This window comes from Microbulbifer litoralis (assembly GCF_023634065.1).
GTDB lineage: Bacteria > Pseudomonadota > Gammaproteobacteria > Pseudomonadales > Cellvibrionaceae > Microbulbifer > Microbulbifer litoralis.
Window position 1 is genome coordinate 275,778 of the sequence record NZ_JALKCV010000002.1, and the last position, 15,759, is coordinate 291,536.

Sequence of the window (15,759 nt, forward strand, 5' to 3'; positions counted from 1 at the left end):
AGCGATGCGGGGTTTTATTTTTGCCGCGGCATTTCCGCGGCGCTCCGCGGGAATAAGAAAACAGCCCGGGGAATGCAATGTACACGGCACAGGGAACCATCAATCGGGAGGACCTGCTCGAGCAGCACCTGCCCAATGTCCGTCGCCAGGCGCTGGCGCTGCAGGTCAAACTGCCGTCCGGTATCGATCTGGACGACCTGATCCAGGCGGGTACCGTCGGCCTGCTGGATGCCCTGCAGCGTTTCGACCCCAACGCCGGGGCGAGCTTTTCCACTTTTGCCAGCCAGCGCATTCGCGGCGCCATGATCGATGAGCTGCGCAGCCGCGACTGGTTGCCGCGCAGTGTGCGCCGCAATGCCCGCGCGGTGGAACAGCACCTGCTGCGGCTGGAGCAGCGTCTTGGGCGTTCGGCCAATGAGCGTGAAATCGCCGAAGAGATCGGTATGAGCCTGGAGGAGTACCGCCAACTGCTGAGCGATACCAACAACGGTCACCTGTTGCCGTTCGAGGAACTGGTGGCGGAAAGCGGCGAGCCGGAAGCCGGCAGCGGCGGACCCATGTCGCCGTTTGCGGCGCTGGTAGACGGCGAACAGCGCGAGCGACTGGTGGCGGCCATCGATGCATTACCCGAGCGTGAAAAGCTGTTGATGGGGCTCTACTACCAGGAAGAGCTGAACCTGAAAGAGATAGGTGCGGTACTCGGTGTCACCGAATCCCGTGTCTGCCAGCTGCACAGCCAGGCGGTCAAGCGGCTGCGTGCGAGCCTGGTGGGTAGTGATTAAGTGTTGAGGGTCTCATCATTGTATTGACCGTTGCCCGGAATCCTTCAATAACCTTGAGCCTTGTATTCACTCCCTTGAATCGTCATTCCGGATCGAGTCCGGGATGACGGCTCCAAAGAGCGGGCCTTGGTCAGGATGATTTTGAGACAACCAATAAATGGATGTTCTGAAATAACGGATTTTTTACACGCGCGATTGTTGTCGCCTGTAGCCACTGCGGGAAATCCGCAGTGGCTTTTTTTGTGCTGGAAAAACTTTCCGTGACAACTTAAAGGTCCAGGCCGAACTCGAATGCCGCGCCCAGCGTATCGTTGGAGGACTTCACCGCGGCCAGGTGCAAGTGCAGCACATCGAACGGCGAGAAGCCGATACCGGCGCTGGCTGTATCCTCGACAGTGCCCTCCAGGTCGTGGCGATACCCGAATCGCAGTTGCGCCCAGTCGGCCATGTCCAGTTCCAGTCCGGCGCGGGCGAACTGTACCTTTTCCTCGCGGGCGGAAAGCCGGCCCGGTATTGCGGCACAGGTCAGGTCCAGATCGAACAGGGCTGTCAGGGTTTCGCCATTGTAACCGGCACCGGCGGTGACCCGGGTATCGAGTGGCATCCGGTTGCCGTAGACGGTTTCGTACTCGCGCGCCACCAGGTTGCGCGCGGAGAGGCCGAAGCGCGTATTGCCCCGCACCAGGGTCGCGCCCAGGTCGAGATTCAGGTCCGTCTCCTCCAGCGTGTAGGTATCCGCATCCAGGTCGTCGATATCGTAGTCGCCGGCGGTGGCGATATACTCGATGGTTTCGATCGCCTGGTGTTTTGCGGTCGCCCCCAGAGACAGTTGCCAGTCCGGGTTGCCGATAGCAAAGCTGTGCCCCAGTGCCACACCGGTTTCGCGCACACTGTAGCCGCGGGCAATGGCGGTCGACGTCAGGCTGTTTTCGTCGAATGCTGTCGGCGTCGGGTTTTGCAGGAATGCGCGGTCCCGGTCGCTGTAGCGGAATTCGGCCGAGATCAGCGCGTTCTGCCTGGCAAAAAATACCGCGCTGGCAAGCTGGTTGGGAATCGCGGCACTGAACTGTGCGCCCGCTTCGCCACTGACGCCGCCACGGTCTAGGTCATCGAGCAGTCGGGAGAGCGCGCGAGCGTCCTCCATTTGCAGTCGCACACCATCGAGCCGGTCCAGCTGGTCTTCCAGCTGGTCGCCGGTATCGAGAAAATCCTCGCGCTCATCGGCGATGGCGCCGACATTCAGCAGTACGGCGAAGTCGTCGTCACTGCGGAAGAAAGTGGCGTTGGCGGGATTGAGGATGGCGCCGGCGGTATAGTCCCCGCCGGCCACACCCGCGCCGCCCATCGCCGTGGTGCGACCGCCGAATACCTCGTTCGCAGATGCCGCCGAGGTCAGCAGCAGCGCGGCAGAAAATGTGGCCAGTTCTGTTTTCACGTTGTCTCTCGCGATCTGTTACTGGGACAGGCGGAAGGTGATGGGCACAGTGAACTTGTAGCTGCTGATACCCAGTTCGGCCGGAATCGGCGGGTAGGGATTGGCGCGCTCGACACTGCGCAGGGCCTCGCGGTTCAGGTTGGAATAGCGGGACTCCTCCAGGACTTCCAGGCCCTGTACCTGGCCGTTGGCGTCGATGGTAATGCTCAGTTGTACCTCGCCTTCCCAGTTGCGCTCGAGTGCGCGGCGCGGGTACTTGATGTTCTGGAAAGTGTGTTTCTTGAGTGTGTCGACGTAGTGGCTGAGCGTATCGGAGGCGGCCTGCTGGGTGCCGACGCGGGCGGTCAGTGGAGTGGCCTGCGCGCAGACTGCCAGCGCGGACAGGGACAGGGCAAAAGCGAACTTGATCGGATGCATGATGGTTTTCCCGGTGTGTCTGAAACCGGACGAATTCCGGTAGTTGAAACGTTTGGCACCTCCCCCTGGAGGTGCTCCCGACAGATCGCGGGGATCTGTACTGACGCTATCGGCAGAATTCCGGTGGGCTTTAGCCCCGATGGCCGTGCGGCCGATTCGACAATCGCAGGACTGGTCGGCATCCGATAGCGGGTGATCGGAAAATATTGTCCGGACACCCGCGGGGATCAGTCCCGGTAGGTCATCGCTTCCTGGACCTGGCGTGCCCAGGCGGTGCTGTGGCGGTAGGCCACTTCGTAGTAGCGCTTGTCCGCCAGCAGGGTCAGGTCGGAGAAACGGCCCTTCTCGTAGAGTTCCGCTTCACTGAGGACTTCCCCCAGGCTGCCGCTTCGATCCAGCAGCGCTTCCTTGACCTCGCGGCTCAGCGGTACCTGTTCCATCAGCTCGGGCATGGAAATGTCCATCAGCGCATCCAGCTGCGACAACAGGCCGACGATGAAATGGTTGATGGCGCTGTCGCGCCCGGAAATCTCCGCCAGCACCTCGCACATGCGCCCGCGCACCAGCATGTTGCGGGTCAGTGCCTCGGGCTTGTCGCGCTCGTTGCTGACCAGGAACAGGTTGGCCCAGCGTTTGACCTCCTCCATGCCCAGCAGGCCGATGGCGTGGGACAGGGTATCGACCTCGCGCCGCAGGCCTACAGCCACCGAGTTGACCACCTTGAGGATGCGGAAGGTGAGGTCGGCATCCTTGAGTGCGATCTCCTCCAGGCGCATCGGCGAGACGTCCGGGTTGTGCAGTTCCGACAGCAGTTGCAGCAACAGCAGTTTGTTGCCGGTGATTTTCTTGCCGCGCACCGGCGAGGGCTCGCTGAGGAAATCCCCCTGGTAAAAAGTGAAACCCAGTTCCATGCAGTCGCGGAACTGCCTGCCGTTATCCAGGTTGTCCGCCAGCAGGTCGACACCGAAGTGGCGCAGCTTTTCCGCCGCGCGGCGCAGGCCGTCGCGGTCCAGGCGGCGCGCGTCCAGCTTGACGATGTGCACCACCTCCAGCAGCGCATCCAGTTCCGAATCGTCGGGATCGTAGCCGGCCAGCGCCAGGCGGTAGCCGCGGTGGGCCAGGTCGCGCAGCCGCTCCACCCGCTCGGAGGTCAACAGCATGCCCTCGGGCACTTCCAGTATGTACTGCTGTTTGGGCAATTCCGGCAGCTGCGGGGCCATCAGCACTTCGTCGGTGATTTTCAGGAAGCTGGGTACGCTCTGCACCCGACCGCGCTGGAACAGGCGGGTGTAGGTGCCGAGGATTACCGGGCTGGTGGCCTGGATGTCCGACAGGGTTGCCCCCTGGTTTGGATTTTCGCCCTGCAGGAGCAGTTCGAACGCGCTCACATCGTGGTTGCGGCTGTAGATGGGTCGGCAGGCCAGCACCACATCGAGCATGTCCTCTTCAATGGCTGCTTGTACTTGTGTCACGCTTGTGGACTCCGTGTGTCGCGCTTGAAATCGGGAAAACCGGGCAGGGCCCGGCGTCGGAAGTCAAATGGTTGGGCGGCTGTCACGGGCTCAGGCCCGCGAATTCACGCGGGCGCTGCGGCCGTTCGCCTGGCCGTCGGGGCCGTAGAGATTCTTCCCGGCCGCGTCGCGCAGTGCGTTCAGCAGCCGCTGGTTGTGTTGCAGGCGGAGGCCGATCATGGTGCCGTTGCCGCGGTTCAGGTCCGCCGCCCGGCCGGCACTGTCGCGCAGCGCGCGCCACAGCGCCGCGCAGTCCGCGTCGGCGGCCGCGCGCTCGTCACCGTCGCGGTCGTCGCTGTATCCCAGTTGGGTCAGGCCGCGGCGCCGTTGCTGTTCCAGCTTTTCAATCTGTGCGAGCCGCGTGTTTTTTTCCTCTGCCACCTGCGACAGCCGCTCGCCGTCCACCTGCCCCTCGGCCAGCAACTGGCGCTCCTCATGCAGCAGCGCCAGCAGTTCCTCCAACTGTTGCCGCTGGCTGGCGAGGTGGCGGGGCAGGGTCATTGCTCCTGTGTCCCCAGCATTTCGCGCACACTGTCGACCAGGCCGTCGGCGATCCTGTCGGCGCGGATTTCAAGGTGGCCGTCGGCGATCGCCTGGCGGATCTCCGCCACCCGGGTGCTGTCGATATCCCGGCTGTTGTCGGCGGCGGGGCGTCGCAACTGGCTGACATTGGAGGATTCCGCGGCGGCGCTGTCGCCGGTCGCAGCGGCGCTGTTGTCGCCACTTTTGCGTTCGCCGACCGCCTGGGTCCCCGGCAGCTGGGAAATATTGTCGATCTTCAAGGGGATATCTCCGTCGTGCTTTGGCCGGTATATCGGCGCCTGCGCCGGTTCCTTTAGTGGCCGCGTGTGATTCTTGTCACACTTCTGTCAATTCATGCGGTTTTGCTGGTCAGCGGATGATTTCCACCTGGCCGGGGCCGCGCACCGTGGCCGACAGCACGCTCCGGTCCGCCAGCCGCACCCGCACCGATTCCCCCAGCGCGCCGCTCTCCAGCGCCCGCGCCTGCCGCGCGATGCGGAAGCCCCGGCCGCGGACTGCGACTGTGACCGGCTGCCGCCGCTCCACCAGTGGCGGCTTGCTGAGTTGGTAATCACAAACCACCGCGCCGGCATTCAGCGGGCGGCTGGCCACCTGGCCGATGATCCGCGTGCGATCGAGTACCGCGCCGCGCGGCAACCGGGCCAGGTCGCCACGCACCCGCTTCAGCATCCCGGCGGAGATGGGCGTATTCGCCGCGATGCGGCCGGCCGCCACCCAGTAGTGGCCGCTGGCACTGACGCGCGCCTGCAGGAAGCGCTGGTGCCCGCCACCACAGCGCACGCCCACGGTAACGCGACCCAGGCGATTGCGGGCGCCGCCGGGCATGAACGGGCGCGGCCGGTCGCAGGCGGGCATCTGTGCCGCCGGTGGCCGCACCTCCACCTGTACCTCTTCACCCAGGCCCCGGCTGCGCTGCATCAGGAAATCGTGTACCGCGCGCAATACCGGATCCCCCGCGCGCGCCTGCAGGGCGCCGGGCAGTGCGAGCCCCGCCAGCAGCGGGGCGACGAAAATCAGTCTGTGCAGTTTCACAATCGCAGCCATCGGTTTTACCGGTTTGCGGCGCATTCTAGGTGGGAGCGGAGAAAACGAAGGGGGGAAATAGGATCAAAACTTGATTCTGTTTGCGCCTTTGTTGTGACACAGATCCAATTAATCTCCAGCCTGACCAATAAACATCCGGGAGCATCGGCATGATCGACCGACTCGCCGCCGCACTGAACTTCGACCGCCAGGCGCTGGACCTGCGCCACGAGCGGCAAAAAGTGCTGGCCAGCAATATCGCCAATGCGGACACGCCGGGCTACAAGGCCCGCGATTTCGATTTTACCAGCGCGATGTCGCGCGCATTGGAAAACGGCAGCGCGGATGGCGGCCTGTCACTGAGCAGGACCTCCTCGCGGCATATTGCGGCCTCGTCTGCGAACACCGCGATGAACCTGAAATACCGCGTGCCGGACCAGCCCAGCCTGGACGGCAATACCGTCAATATGGATGTGGAGCGCAGCCAGTTCGCCGACAACTCGGTGCGCTACCAGGCGGCGCTGACCCTGCTCAACAGCCGTATCCAGGGGCTCAAGTCGGCGATGCAGCCAGAATAAATGACAGGATTTTGATATGTCGATGTTTTCGATTTTTGAAATATCCGGCTCGGCCATGACGGCCCAGGCCCAGCGCATGAATACCACCGCCAGCAACCTGGCCAACGCCGACAGTGTGGCCGGCCCCGATGGCCGGGCCTACCGGGCCAAGCAGGTGCTGTTCGAGGCGCGCACCGACGACAACGGTATCGGCGGCGTCGGTGTCAGTCGCGTGGTGGAAGACACCTCGCCGATGCGCCTCGAATACCGGCCGGAGCACCCGCTGGCCAACGACGAGGGCTATGTGGAAATGCCCAATGTGGAACCGGTCAACGAAATGGTGGACATGATTGCCGCGTCCCGCTCCTACCAGGCGAACGTGGAAGTGCTCAACACCAGCAAGCAACTGATGATCAAGACCCTGACCCTGGGAGAAAACTGATGGCGGTAAGCAATGTGATCGATAGCGGTGTCACCGGTGCCATGAATGCCGCAACCGGCAGCGCCTCCAGTGCCAGCGCCGACCTGCAGGACAGCTTCATGACCCTGCTGGTGACCCAGCTCCAGAACCAGGACCCGATGAACCCGATGGAAAACGCCGAGATGACATCGCAGCTCGCGCAGATCAACACGGTCACCGGGATCGAAAAGCTGAACGATACCCTGGCCGGTATCAACGGCCAACTGGATACCAGCCAGGTACTGCAGGCCAGCGGCCTGATTGGCCAGGGCGTACTGGTGCCGGGCAGTCGGGTGCTGGTTGGGGAAGAGGGCGCGACCACGCCCTTCGGTGTGGAGCTGGGCCAGGCCGCCGAGGATGTGCAGATCACCATTCGCAACGACAGCGGCGAAGTGGTGCGGACATTCGACAGCTTCTCGCTGGATTCCGGTGTCGAGACCTTTACCTGGGACGGCACCATGGATGACGGCAACACCGCACCCGAAGGGTCCTACACCGTTTCCATCGAAGCCAGCAGCGGTGACGACGCCATCGATACCACCGCGCTCAATTACGCACTGGTCAACGGCGTCAGCCTGGACAGCGACGGCTCACCGCTGCTCGACCTGGGCGGCGTATCCGAACAGATCACCCTGGACGATATCCGACAGATTCTCTAATAAAGGAGCAACAGCAATGGGTTTTTCACAGGCACTCAGCGGCCTCAACGCCGCCGCCACCAACCTGGATGTGGTGGGCAACAATATCGCCAACTCCCAGACCGTGGGCTTCAAGGGCTCCAGCGTGCAGTTCGCGGATGTCTATACCGGCGCACTGGCCGGCCAGGGCACCCGCGTGGCCGCGGTACTGCAGGACTTCTCCAACGGCACCCTGGAGTCCACCGGCCGCAACATGGACCTGGGGATCAATGGCAGCGGCTTTTTCCGTTTTACCCAGAATGACGAAGTGGTCTACTCGCGCAACGGCCAGCTCACCCTGACCAGCGAGGGCTACCTGGAAAACGCCCAGGGCGCGCGCCTGACCGGTTTCCCCGCGGGCGTCGGTACCGGCGGCCAGCCGGAAGTGCTGCAGGTACCCGCCGGTGCCATGAACGCCTCCGCCACCACTGGTGTGGAAGCGTCCTTCAACCTGGATGCGACCGTCGACCCGATCGACCGCGCCGCGACCCCCTTCGACACCGCGGATGGTGACAGCTACTCCTATGCCAATACCGGCACCGTCTACGACTCCCTCGGTGTCCAGCACACCATGACCAGCTACTTCACCAAGACCGGCGACAACACCTGGGAAGTGCGCGTGGCCGTGGACGGTGTCGAGGACACCGCCAATAGCGGCGAACTGGTGTTCAACAACAACGGCACCCTCGATGAAGCCGCGAGCACCTTTCCCACCTACAGCTTTACCCCGGGCGGCGGTGCCGACCAGCTGGATTTTGCCATGGAGTTTGACGGCACCACCCAGTTCGGCAACGACTTCGCGCTGGACTCCCTGACCCAGAACGGCTACTCCGCCGGTGCATTGGTCGGTGTCAGCTTTGACGAGGCCGGCAATATCGTCGGCAACTATGCCAACGAGCAGACCCAGGTGCTGGGTACCATCGCGCTGGCCAATTTCCGCAACCCCGAGGGACTGCAGTCCCAGGGCGACAACGCCTGGGTGGAAACCGGCAGCTCCGGCCAGCCACTGCTGGGCCTGGCCGGCAACGGCCAGTTCGGCAGCCTCGAGAGTGGCGCGGTGGAAGTCTCCAATGTCGACCTGACCCGCGAACTGGTGGACCTGATCGTGGCGCAGCGCAACTACCAGGCCAACACCCAGACCATCAAGGTCCAGGATGAAGTGTTGCAGAGCGCAGTGAATCTCCGCTAACGGCGGCAGATTGCGGATTCCTTACCTCCGGGCTACGGACTGAAACGGACGTAGCCCGGATGGAGCGAAGCGGAATCCGGGATGTAGTGCGGGTAAGGCGATACAGTGGTGGCACTTTGCCTTCGCATCTGACGATTGAATTTTTAAGGGGGGCCCGGACTTCCCCTGAACAACGGAAAAGACAATGGACCGCATTCTCTACACCGCCATGAGCGGCGCCCGCCAGAGCATGGAGCGGCAATCGGTGGTCAGCCACAACCTGGCCAATGTCACCACCGCCGGCTTTCGCGCCCAGCTGCACGAACTGCGCGCGGTGCCGGTACAGGGCGACGGCGCCCTGGATACCCGCGTTTCGGTTGCGGCCACGGTGCCCGGTTCCGATTTCGGCAGCGGCCCGGTCAACGCCACCGGGCGCGACCTGGATATCGCCGTGCGCGGCGACGGATGGATTGCGGTACAGGCCGCCGACGGCGGCGAGGCCTACACCCGCCGCGGTGATCTGCAGATCAATGAAAACGGTGTGATCACCACCGGCGGCAACCCCGTGATTGGCGACAACGGCCCCATCGTCGCGCCACTGGGCGCCTCCCTGTCCATGGGTGCCGACGGCACCGTCGGCGCCATCGGTGCCGGTGAGAATCCGGACGCACTGGTGCAGATCGGGCGCATCAAACTGGTGGATGCCAGCGAAGTGGACCTCCTGCGTGGCGGCGATGGACTCTTCCGCGCACCCGCGGGAGCGGACGGGGAAGCCAATCCGCTGCCGCGCGATGAAGAGGCGCAGGTGATTACCGGCGCGCTGGAAGGCAGCAATGTCAGCGCGGTGGAATCCATGGTGGCAATGATCGACAACGGCCGGCGCTATGAAATGCAGATGAAGGTAATTGAAAGCGCGGACGAAAATGCCCAGCGGGCGGATAACCTGCTGTCGATGTCATAAGAGTCTGCCTGGACTCTTGAAACTAGAAAAAATTATGAGCTCAAGGTTCGGAGTTGAGAAGGCTTGAAAACAGGCACGCCACCCGGCGCCCCGACCTGAACCCCGAAACTTGAGTTATGGAAAGCCGGAAACGGCCGGAGAACAGAATGATCAAATCCCTGTGGACTGCCAAGACCGGGCTGGAATCCCAGCAGGTCAAGATGGATGTCATCTCCAACAACCTGGCGAACGTCAGCACCAACGGTTTCAAGAAATCCCGCGCGGTGTTCGAGGACCTGCTGTACCAGAACCTGCGCCAGCCCGGCGGGCAGAACGATATCCAGAATACACTGCCGTCCGGCATGCAGGTGGGCAGCGGCGTGCGCCCGGTGGCCACCGAGCGGCTGCACTCCCAGGGCGGCCTGGAAAACACCGGTAACTCCCGCGACCTGGCCATCAACGGCAAGGGCTTTTTCCAGGTGCGCATGATCGACGGCAGCACCGCCTACACCCGCGACGGCAGTTTCCAGTTGGACGAAAACGGCCAGATGGTGACGTCCAGCGGCTATCCGCTGGAACCCGCGGTGATTATTCCCGACAACGCCCTGTCGGTCACCATCGGCAAGGACGGCCTCGTCTCCATCACAGAACCGGGATCTACCCGCAGCGTGGAAGTGGGCCAACTGACCCTGTCCACCTTCGTCAACCCGGCCGGCCTGGAAAGCATCGGCGAAAACCTCTACCTGGAAACCAGCGCCTCGGGCATGCGCACCGAGAGTGTGCCGGGCATGAACGGCGCCGGCAGCCTGTACCAGTCTTACGTGGAAACCTCCAACGTCAATGTGGTGGAGGAAATGGTCAGCATGATCCAGACCCAGCGCGCCTACGAAATCAACAGCAAAGCGGTGCAGACATCCGACGAGATGCTCTCGCGCCTGACCCAGCTGTAGAGCGTTGTCGGCCATGTTGCGGAAATTGAAAACTCAACTTCCCGGGTTCGTTGTCGGGAGCCGGGGCGGGGTACGCCCTCCTGAGACACGCCGTGAATGCGTCCCTGCAGGCTTGTCCGCGAGGTCCCTCCCGCAGACAGTCCCAGAAGGGCGCACCCCGCCCCGGCCTGTGCCGTCGGCGAAGCATCGAGTCCGGAAGCTGGCGTTGAAAACCCTTGCGACAGCAGCCGTTCTTGTCGCGGCCGGTTGTGCACAGCTGCCGCAGCCCTCGGTAGTGGGAGAGCAGGAAATGGTGCCTGTCGCAACACCGCCGCCGGCGGTGCCAAACGGCAGCATTTTCCAGGCCCGCGGCGGCTACTACCCGCTGTTCGAGGACCGCCGGCCGCGCATGGCGGGCGATGTGCTGACCGTGGTATTCAACGAACAGGTGAGTGCCTCCAAGAGCGCCGACAGCAACGCCGGCCGCACCGGCGAGTCATCGCTGACTGCCACCACGGTACCGGACGGCCTGGAGAGCCTGGCGGACTACGGCTTCGAACTCGAGGGCGACAACAATTTCGAGGGCGGCGGCGCCTCCCAGGCGCAGAACACCTTTACCGGTACCCTGACGGTGACAGTGTTGCAGGTACTCGGCAACGGCAACCTGCGGGTGCGCGGGGAAAAGCAGATACTGATCAACCAGGGTACCGAATTTATCCGTTTCTCCGGCGTAGTGGACCCGCGGGAAATTTCCGGCAGCAATACCGTGCGTTCCACCCAGGTGGCGGACGCGCGCATCGAATATGTCGGCGACGGCTACATCAACGAGGCGCAGACCATGGGTTGGCTGCAGCGCCTGTTCCTGAATATTTCGCCCTTCTGACGCGGTGAGCGCCCAAGCATGCAATTATTTTTCTCCACACGCATCCTGTTGATCGTCGCGCTGCTGCTGAGCGCGGCCGCGCGCGCCGAACCCCTGCGCGAGCTGGCGGACTTCGCCGGCGTGCGCGACAACCAGCTGGTGGGCTACGGCCTGGTGGTGGGGCTGGACGGCAGTGGTGACCAGACCATGCAGACCCCGTTTACCACCCAGAGCCTGAGCAACATGTTTTCGCAGCTCGGCATCACCATTCCCGAAGGCACCAACATGCAACTGCGCAACATTGCCGGGGTGATGGTTACCGCCGACCTGCCGCCGTTTTCGCGGCCGGGCCAGCGCATCGACGTGGTGGTTTCCTCGATCGGCAATGCCCGCAGCCTGCGCGGCGGCACCCTGTTGATGACGCCGTTGAAGGGCGCCAACGGACGCACCTACGCACTCGCCCAGGGCAACCTGCTGGTGGGCGGCGCCGGGGCCGAGGCCGGTGGTTCCAGTGTGCAGATCAACCAGCAGGCCGGCGGCCGTATCAGTGGTGGCGCGGTGGTGGAGCAGGGCGTGCCCGTGGACCTGGGAATGGGCGGCGGCACTCTGGAGCTGCAACTGCGCGAGGCGGATTTCGGTACTGCGCAGCGCGCCGTGCAGGCCATCAACGCCGAGTTTGGCCACGCGGTGGCCGCGGCGCTGGATGCGCGCTCGATCCAGTTGCAGGGACCGGCGAATGCCAACGCGCGGGTCAATTTCATGGCGCGTGTCGAACGGGTCGAGGTGACGCCGATGGAGGCGCCGGCGAAAGTGGTGATCAACGCGCGCACCGGCTCGGTGGTGCTCAACCGCCGCGTCACGCTGAAACCCGCCGCCGTGGCCCACGGCAGCCTGTCGGTGGTCATCGACACGCAATTCGGCGTCAGCCAGCCGGGTGCTTTCAGCGACGGTCGCACGGCGGTGGTGCCCGACAGCGATATCAGTATCCAGGCCCAGCAGGGTTCACTGCAGTTTGTCGAGGGCGCGGACCTGATGGAGGTTGTGGACGCACTCAATGCACTGGGGGCGACGCCACAGGACCTGATGTCGATTCTCGAAGCGTTGAAGGCCTCCGGCTCACTGCGCGCCGAACTGGAGATTCTGTAATGAGCACGAGCGCCCTCGACGGCCAGTTCGCCCTGGACCTGCGCGGCCTGGAAAAACTCAGGCAGGACGCCGCCGGCGATCCGCAAAAGCACCTGCGCGACGCGGCGGAGCAGTTCGAGGCACTGTTCCTGCAGAAAATGCTGCAGAGCATGCGCGATGCCACCCCGCACTCGGGACTGGTGGACAACTCCAGTATCCGCTTCTACGAATCCATGTTCGACCAGCAACTGTCCCAGCATATGGCGGGCGAGGGGCTGGGACTGGCGGAACAACTGGTGGCGCAGCTCTCCGACGGGACCGCAACGGACGCAAACTGATTCGACCCGTAGCCCGGATGCAGCGCAGCGGAATCCGGGAAATCCCGAAAGAATTCACCACGGGAACTCAAGCCCCGGCCCCCGCCGGCCGATAGAGACAACATCGGTATTACGGAAAAGGCGACCATGAGTATTTTTTCAATCGGCCTCAGCGGCCTGAACGCCGCGCAGAACGCGCTCAATACCACCAGCAACAATATCAGCAACGTCTACACCGACGGCTACAACCGCGAGCTGACACTGCTGGGCGAGCGCAATGCCAGCGGCGGTGTGCAGGTCGAGGATATCCAGCGCCAGTACGACTACTATGTGGCAGACCAATTGAACGCCGCCAACAGCAAGACCGCTGCGCTGGATGCCTACCAGACACAGGTTGCCCAGATCGACGACCTGCTGGCGAACAGCGAATCCGGCCTGGCGCCGCTGATGCAGGATTTCTTTTCCGCGCTCGAGGACCTGACCGGCGCCCCGGCGGATTCCGCCGCGCGCCAGGGCGTGATCGGGGCGGCGGACACCCTCAGTGCGCAGTTCCGCGCCTTCGACGGTTACCTGCAGGATATGCGCGACGGCGTCAACGGCCAGATCGGCGACGAGATTGCACAGATCAACAACAGTGCCGACCAGATAGCCAACCTCAACCGCGAGATCGCACTGGCCAAGGCCAAAACCGGCGAGGCGCCCAACAGCCTGCTGAACCAGCGCGACCAACTGGTGGCGGAACTGAGCGAGCGCATCGACGTGGAGCTGACGATCCAGGAAAGCGGTACCTACAACCTGTCTATCGGCAACGGCCAGCCGATTGTCGCCGGCACCCGCAGTTTCGGCCTGGAGGCGATCGCGTCCTCCGCCGATCCGTCGCGCACGGTAGTGGGCTACCGGGATTCCGCCGGCAACCTGGTGGAGCTCGAGGAGGAAAACCTGGGCGGCGGCTCGCTCGGCGGCCTGCTCACATTCCGCCGCGAAACCCTGGACAAAACCCAGAACCAGATCGGCCAGTTGGCGGTGTCTTTCGCCGCTGCCATCAACGAACAGCACAGTGCCGGCTTCGACCTGGATGGCAACGCCGGCGGCGACCTGTTATCCGTGGGCGAACCGCGCGCTTTCAGCAACGACGGCAACAGCGGCGGAGCCAGTATCAGCGCCGAGTTCGGCGATATCGACCAGCTCACCGCCGCCGATTACCAGCTGCGCGCAACCGATGCCGCCGCGGGCGAGTTTGAAATTACCCGGCTGGACAGCGGCGAGTCGGTGACCGCGACGCTGGATGCCAACGGCCAGCTCAGCTTCGGCGGTGTGGTGGTGACCATCGCCGACGCCGGCACCCTGGCGGATGGCGATACTTTCCAGGTGCAACCGGCGCGCGGCGCCGCCGGTGCCATGGAGAACCTGATCCGGGATACCGGCGCCATCGCCGCCGGTGCCGGCGGTGGCAGCGGCGACAATGAAAACGCCCTGGCATTGCAGGAATTGCAGGACAAGTTGCTGGTCGGGGGCAGTGCCACTTTCAGCGGCGCCTACGCCGCCATGGTCAGCGATGTGGGCAGCCGCGCGAATATCGTGCAGGTCAACCTGGAGGCACAGCAGGGGCTCAGCGAACAGTTGAGTGCGGTACAGCAGTCCGAGTCGGGGGTGAACCTGGATGAAGAGGCGGCCAACCTGATCCGCTACCAGCAGTACTACCAGGCCAATGCAAAAGTGATAGAGACCGCCGCCACCATCATGGACTCGATTCTCGGCCTGCGCTAACCGGACAGGAGAAACAGCATGCGTATCAGTACCGTCACCATTTTTGAACAGAGCATGAGCTCCATGAACCGCCAGCAGGGGGATTTTCTCAAGGTCGGCCAGCAGATTGCCAGCGGGCGCCGGGTGGTCAATCCGTCGGACGATCCCCAGGCCGCATCGCGCGCGGTGCAGGTATCCCAGTCGCTGGCGGTAACTGAACAGTACGCCGATGCCCGGGTCAGCGCGCGCAATGCCCTGTCCCAGGAAGAGAGTGTTCTGAACAGCGTGGGCGATGCCATCGCCAGTGCCAAGACCCTGATCGTCCAGGCCGCCAGCGATACCCTGAGCGATGCCGACCGCGCGTCGGTGGCCAGTGAGTTGCGCGGAATTTACGAGACCGCGATCGGCCAGGCCAACGCTACTGATGGTAACGGCCGCTATCTGTTCGGCGGCTATCGCGATGGCAGCGAGCCGTTCGTGCGCAATGCCGACGACACGGTGGGCTATGTCGGCGACGACAACAGCCGCGCGGTGCGCATCGATTCCTCCCGGCTGATGCCGGTGGCGGACAACGGCAGCGATGTCTTCCTGAGTGTCGATGCCAGCGCCGGTTATGTCGCCGAGGCGGATAGCGACAATGCCGGCAGCGTGACCTTTACCGGCCCGCGAGTAGTGGACGAGAGCGATGCCGGGTACGGCAACGCCTACAGTATCGAGTTTTCCGTTGCCGGTGGTGCAACCACCTATTCGGTCAACGGCGGCCCGGCCCAGGCCTACGAAGCGGGCCAGTCGATCAGTTTCGGCGGCCTGTCGATCACCCTCGATGGCACGCCCGCAGACGGCGACCGCATCGACATGGACAGGGCGGAAAACATGAACACCAACCTGTTCGAAACCTTCGAGAAAGCCCTGGCGGTGCTCGAGGCGCCGGCGGCAACCGATGCGGAAAAAGCGGCGCGCAGCAATACCCTGAACGGTGTCATGCGCGAGTTCGACAACAGTCTCGATAATATCCTCACCACCCGCGCATCTGTGGGCGCACGCCTGAATGAACTGGACGTGGTGGACTCGGTGGCCGACAACCGCACGCTCAACTACGAGCAGACCCTGTCGGACCTGGTGGACCTGGACTACGTGGAAGCCATCGCCGAATACAGCCTGCGCCAGGTGGGCCTGCAGGCGGCGCAGAAGGCGTTTGTGGATATCAAGGGGATGAGCCTGTTCGACCGGATGTAGTACAGTGAACCCCGGGGAAACCCGGATTCCG

General features: G+C 63.6%; 18 protein-coding genes. 12 read left to right on the forward strand and 6 right to left on the reverse strand.

Annotated elements, in window-relative coordinates:
* The first annotated feature begins 77 nt into the window (after positions 1-77).
* Positions 78-782 carry an RNA polymerase sigma factor FliA gene (locus MWN76_RS04560; RefSeq protein ID WP_250459688.1) on the forward strand — a complete coding sequence of 235 codons (705 nt, stop codon included), beginning with the start codon at positions 78-80 and terminating at the stop codon, positions 780-782.
* Positions 783-1,050: 268 nt separating this feature from the next.
* Here MWN76_RS04560 and traF read toward each other — a convergent pair whose 3' ends face one another.
* The 6 genes from traF to flgA all read right to left on the reverse strand — a co-directional run bounded on the left by traF (position 1,051) and on the right by flgA (position 5,732).
* Entirely contained in the window at positions 1,051-2,217 is a 1,167-nt protein-coding gene (traF, locus tag MWN76_RS04565; RefSeq protein ID WP_250459690.1) for a conjugal transfer protein TraF, read from the reverse strand.
* 18 nt (positions 2,218-2,235) lie between these two features.
* Positions 2,236-2,634, reverse strand: coding sequence for an energy transducer TonB (locus MWN76_RS04570; protein WP_250459692.1), 399 nt, complete (start codon positions 2,632-2,634; stop codon positions 2,236-2,238).
* Between the two features lie 227 nt (positions 2,635-2,861).
* Positions 2,862-4,106 carry an EAL and HDOD domain-containing protein gene (locus MWN76_RS04575; RefSeq protein ID WP_250459694.1) on the reverse strand — a complete coding sequence of 415 codons (1,245 nt, stop codon included), beginning with the start codon at positions 4,104-4,106 and terminating at the stop codon, positions 2,862-2,864.
* Between the two features lie 90 nt (positions 4,107-4,196).
* Positions 4,197-4,646 (reverse strand): flagella synthesis protein FlgN, encoded by a 450-nt coding sequence (locus tag MWN76_RS04580; RefSeq protein ID WP_250459698.1) that lies wholly within the window; start codon positions 4,644-4,646, stop codon positions 4,197-4,199.
* On the reverse strand, positions 4,643-4,927 hold the full coding sequence (gene flgM / locus MWN76_RS04585; protein ID WP_250459699.1) for a flagellar biosynthesis anti-sigma factor FlgM: 285 nt from the start codon (positions 4,925-4,927) through the stop codon (positions 4,643-4,645). Before flgM ends, MWN76_RS04580 begins: the two co-directional genes overlap by 4 nt.
* A 109-nt stretch (positions 4,928-5,036) precedes the next feature.
* A complete protein-coding gene (flgA, locus tag MWN76_RS04590) occupies positions 5,037-5,732 on the reverse strand; it encodes a flagellar basal body P-ring formation chaperone FlgA (protein ID WP_250459701.1) in 696 nt (231 codons plus the stop codon).
* Between the two features lie 149 nt (positions 5,733-5,881).
* Between flgA and flgB the strand changes: the two genes are divergently transcribed.
* The 11 genes from flgB to flgL all read left to right on the forward strand — a co-directional run bounded on the left by flgB (position 5,882) and on the right by flgL (position 15,728).
* Complete coding sequence (gene flgB, locus MWN76_RS04595) at positions 5,882-6,289, forward strand: flagellar basal body rod protein FlgB (protein ID WP_250459704.1); 408 nt, start codon at positions 5,882-5,884, stop codon at positions 6,287-6,289.
* 16 nt (positions 6,290-6,305) lie between these two features.
* The gene (flgC, locus tag MWN76_RS04600; RefSeq protein WP_250459706.1) at positions 6,306-6,710 is read left to right on the forward strand and encodes a flagellar basal body rod protein FlgC; all 405 of its coding nucleotides are present in this window, start codon (positions 6,306-6,308) and stop codon (positions 6,708-6,710) included.
* The gene (flgD, locus tag MWN76_RS04605) at positions 6,710-7,387 is read left to right on the forward strand and encodes a flagellar hook assembly protein FlgD (RefSeq protein ID WP_250459708.1); all 678 of its coding nucleotides are present in this window, start codon (positions 6,710-6,712) and stop codon (positions 7,385-7,387) included. Before flgC ends, flgD begins: the two co-directional genes overlap by 1 nt.
* Positions 7,388-7,403: 16 nt before the next feature.
* A complete protein-coding gene (gene flgE, locus MWN76_RS04610) occupies positions 7,404-8,594 on the forward strand; it encodes a flagellar hook protein FlgE (protein WP_250459710.1) in 1,191 nt (396 codons plus the stop codon).
* 184 nt (positions 8,595-8,778) lie between these two features.
* Positions 8,779-9,534, forward strand: a complete 756-nt coding sequence (locus MWN76_RS04615; protein ID WP_250459712.1) for a flagellar basal body rod protein FlgF — start codon at positions 8,779-8,781, stop codon at positions 9,532-9,534.
* Positions 9,535-9,680: 146 nt separating this feature from the next.
* On the forward strand, positions 9,681-10,463 hold the full coding sequence (flgG, locus tag MWN76_RS04620; RefSeq protein ID WP_250459714.1) for a flagellar basal-body rod protein FlgG: 783 nt from the start codon (positions 9,681-9,683) through the stop codon (positions 10,461-10,463).
* A gap of 289 nt (positions 10,464-10,752) precedes the next feature.
* Positions 10,753-11,325 carry a flagellar basal body L-ring protein FlgH gene (locus tag MWN76_RS04625; protein ID WP_250459716.1) on the forward strand — a complete coding sequence of 191 codons (573 nt, stop codon included), beginning with the start codon at positions 10,753-10,755 and terminating at the stop codon, positions 11,323-11,325.
* 18 nt (positions 11,326-11,343) lie between these two features.
* Positions 11,344-12,450: a flagellar basal body P-ring protein FlgI gene (locus MWN76_RS04630; RefSeq protein ID WP_250459718.1), complete on the forward strand. Its 1,107-nt coding sequence runs from the start codon at positions 11,344-11,346 to the stop codon at positions 12,448-12,450.
* Complete coding sequence (locus MWN76_RS04635) at positions 12,450-12,767, forward strand: rod-binding protein (protein WP_250459720.1); 318 nt, start codon at positions 12,450-12,452, stop codon at positions 12,765-12,767. The genes MWN76_RS04630 and MWN76_RS04635 overlap by 1 nt, the downstream gene beginning before the upstream one ends.
* A 126-nt stretch (positions 12,768-12,893) precedes the next feature.
* Entirely contained in the window at positions 12,894-14,513 is a 1,620-nt protein-coding gene (gene flgK / locus MWN76_RS04640) for a flagellar hook-associated protein FlgK (RefSeq protein WP_250459721.1), read from the forward strand.
* 18 nt (positions 14,514-14,531) lie between these two features.
* Positions 14,532-15,728 (forward strand): flagellar hook-associated protein FlgL, encoded by a 1,197-nt coding sequence (gene flgL, locus MWN76_RS04645; protein WP_250459723.1) that lies wholly within the window; start codon positions 14,532-14,534, stop codon positions 15,726-15,728.
* Positions 15,729-15,759 lie beyond the last annotated feature (31 nt).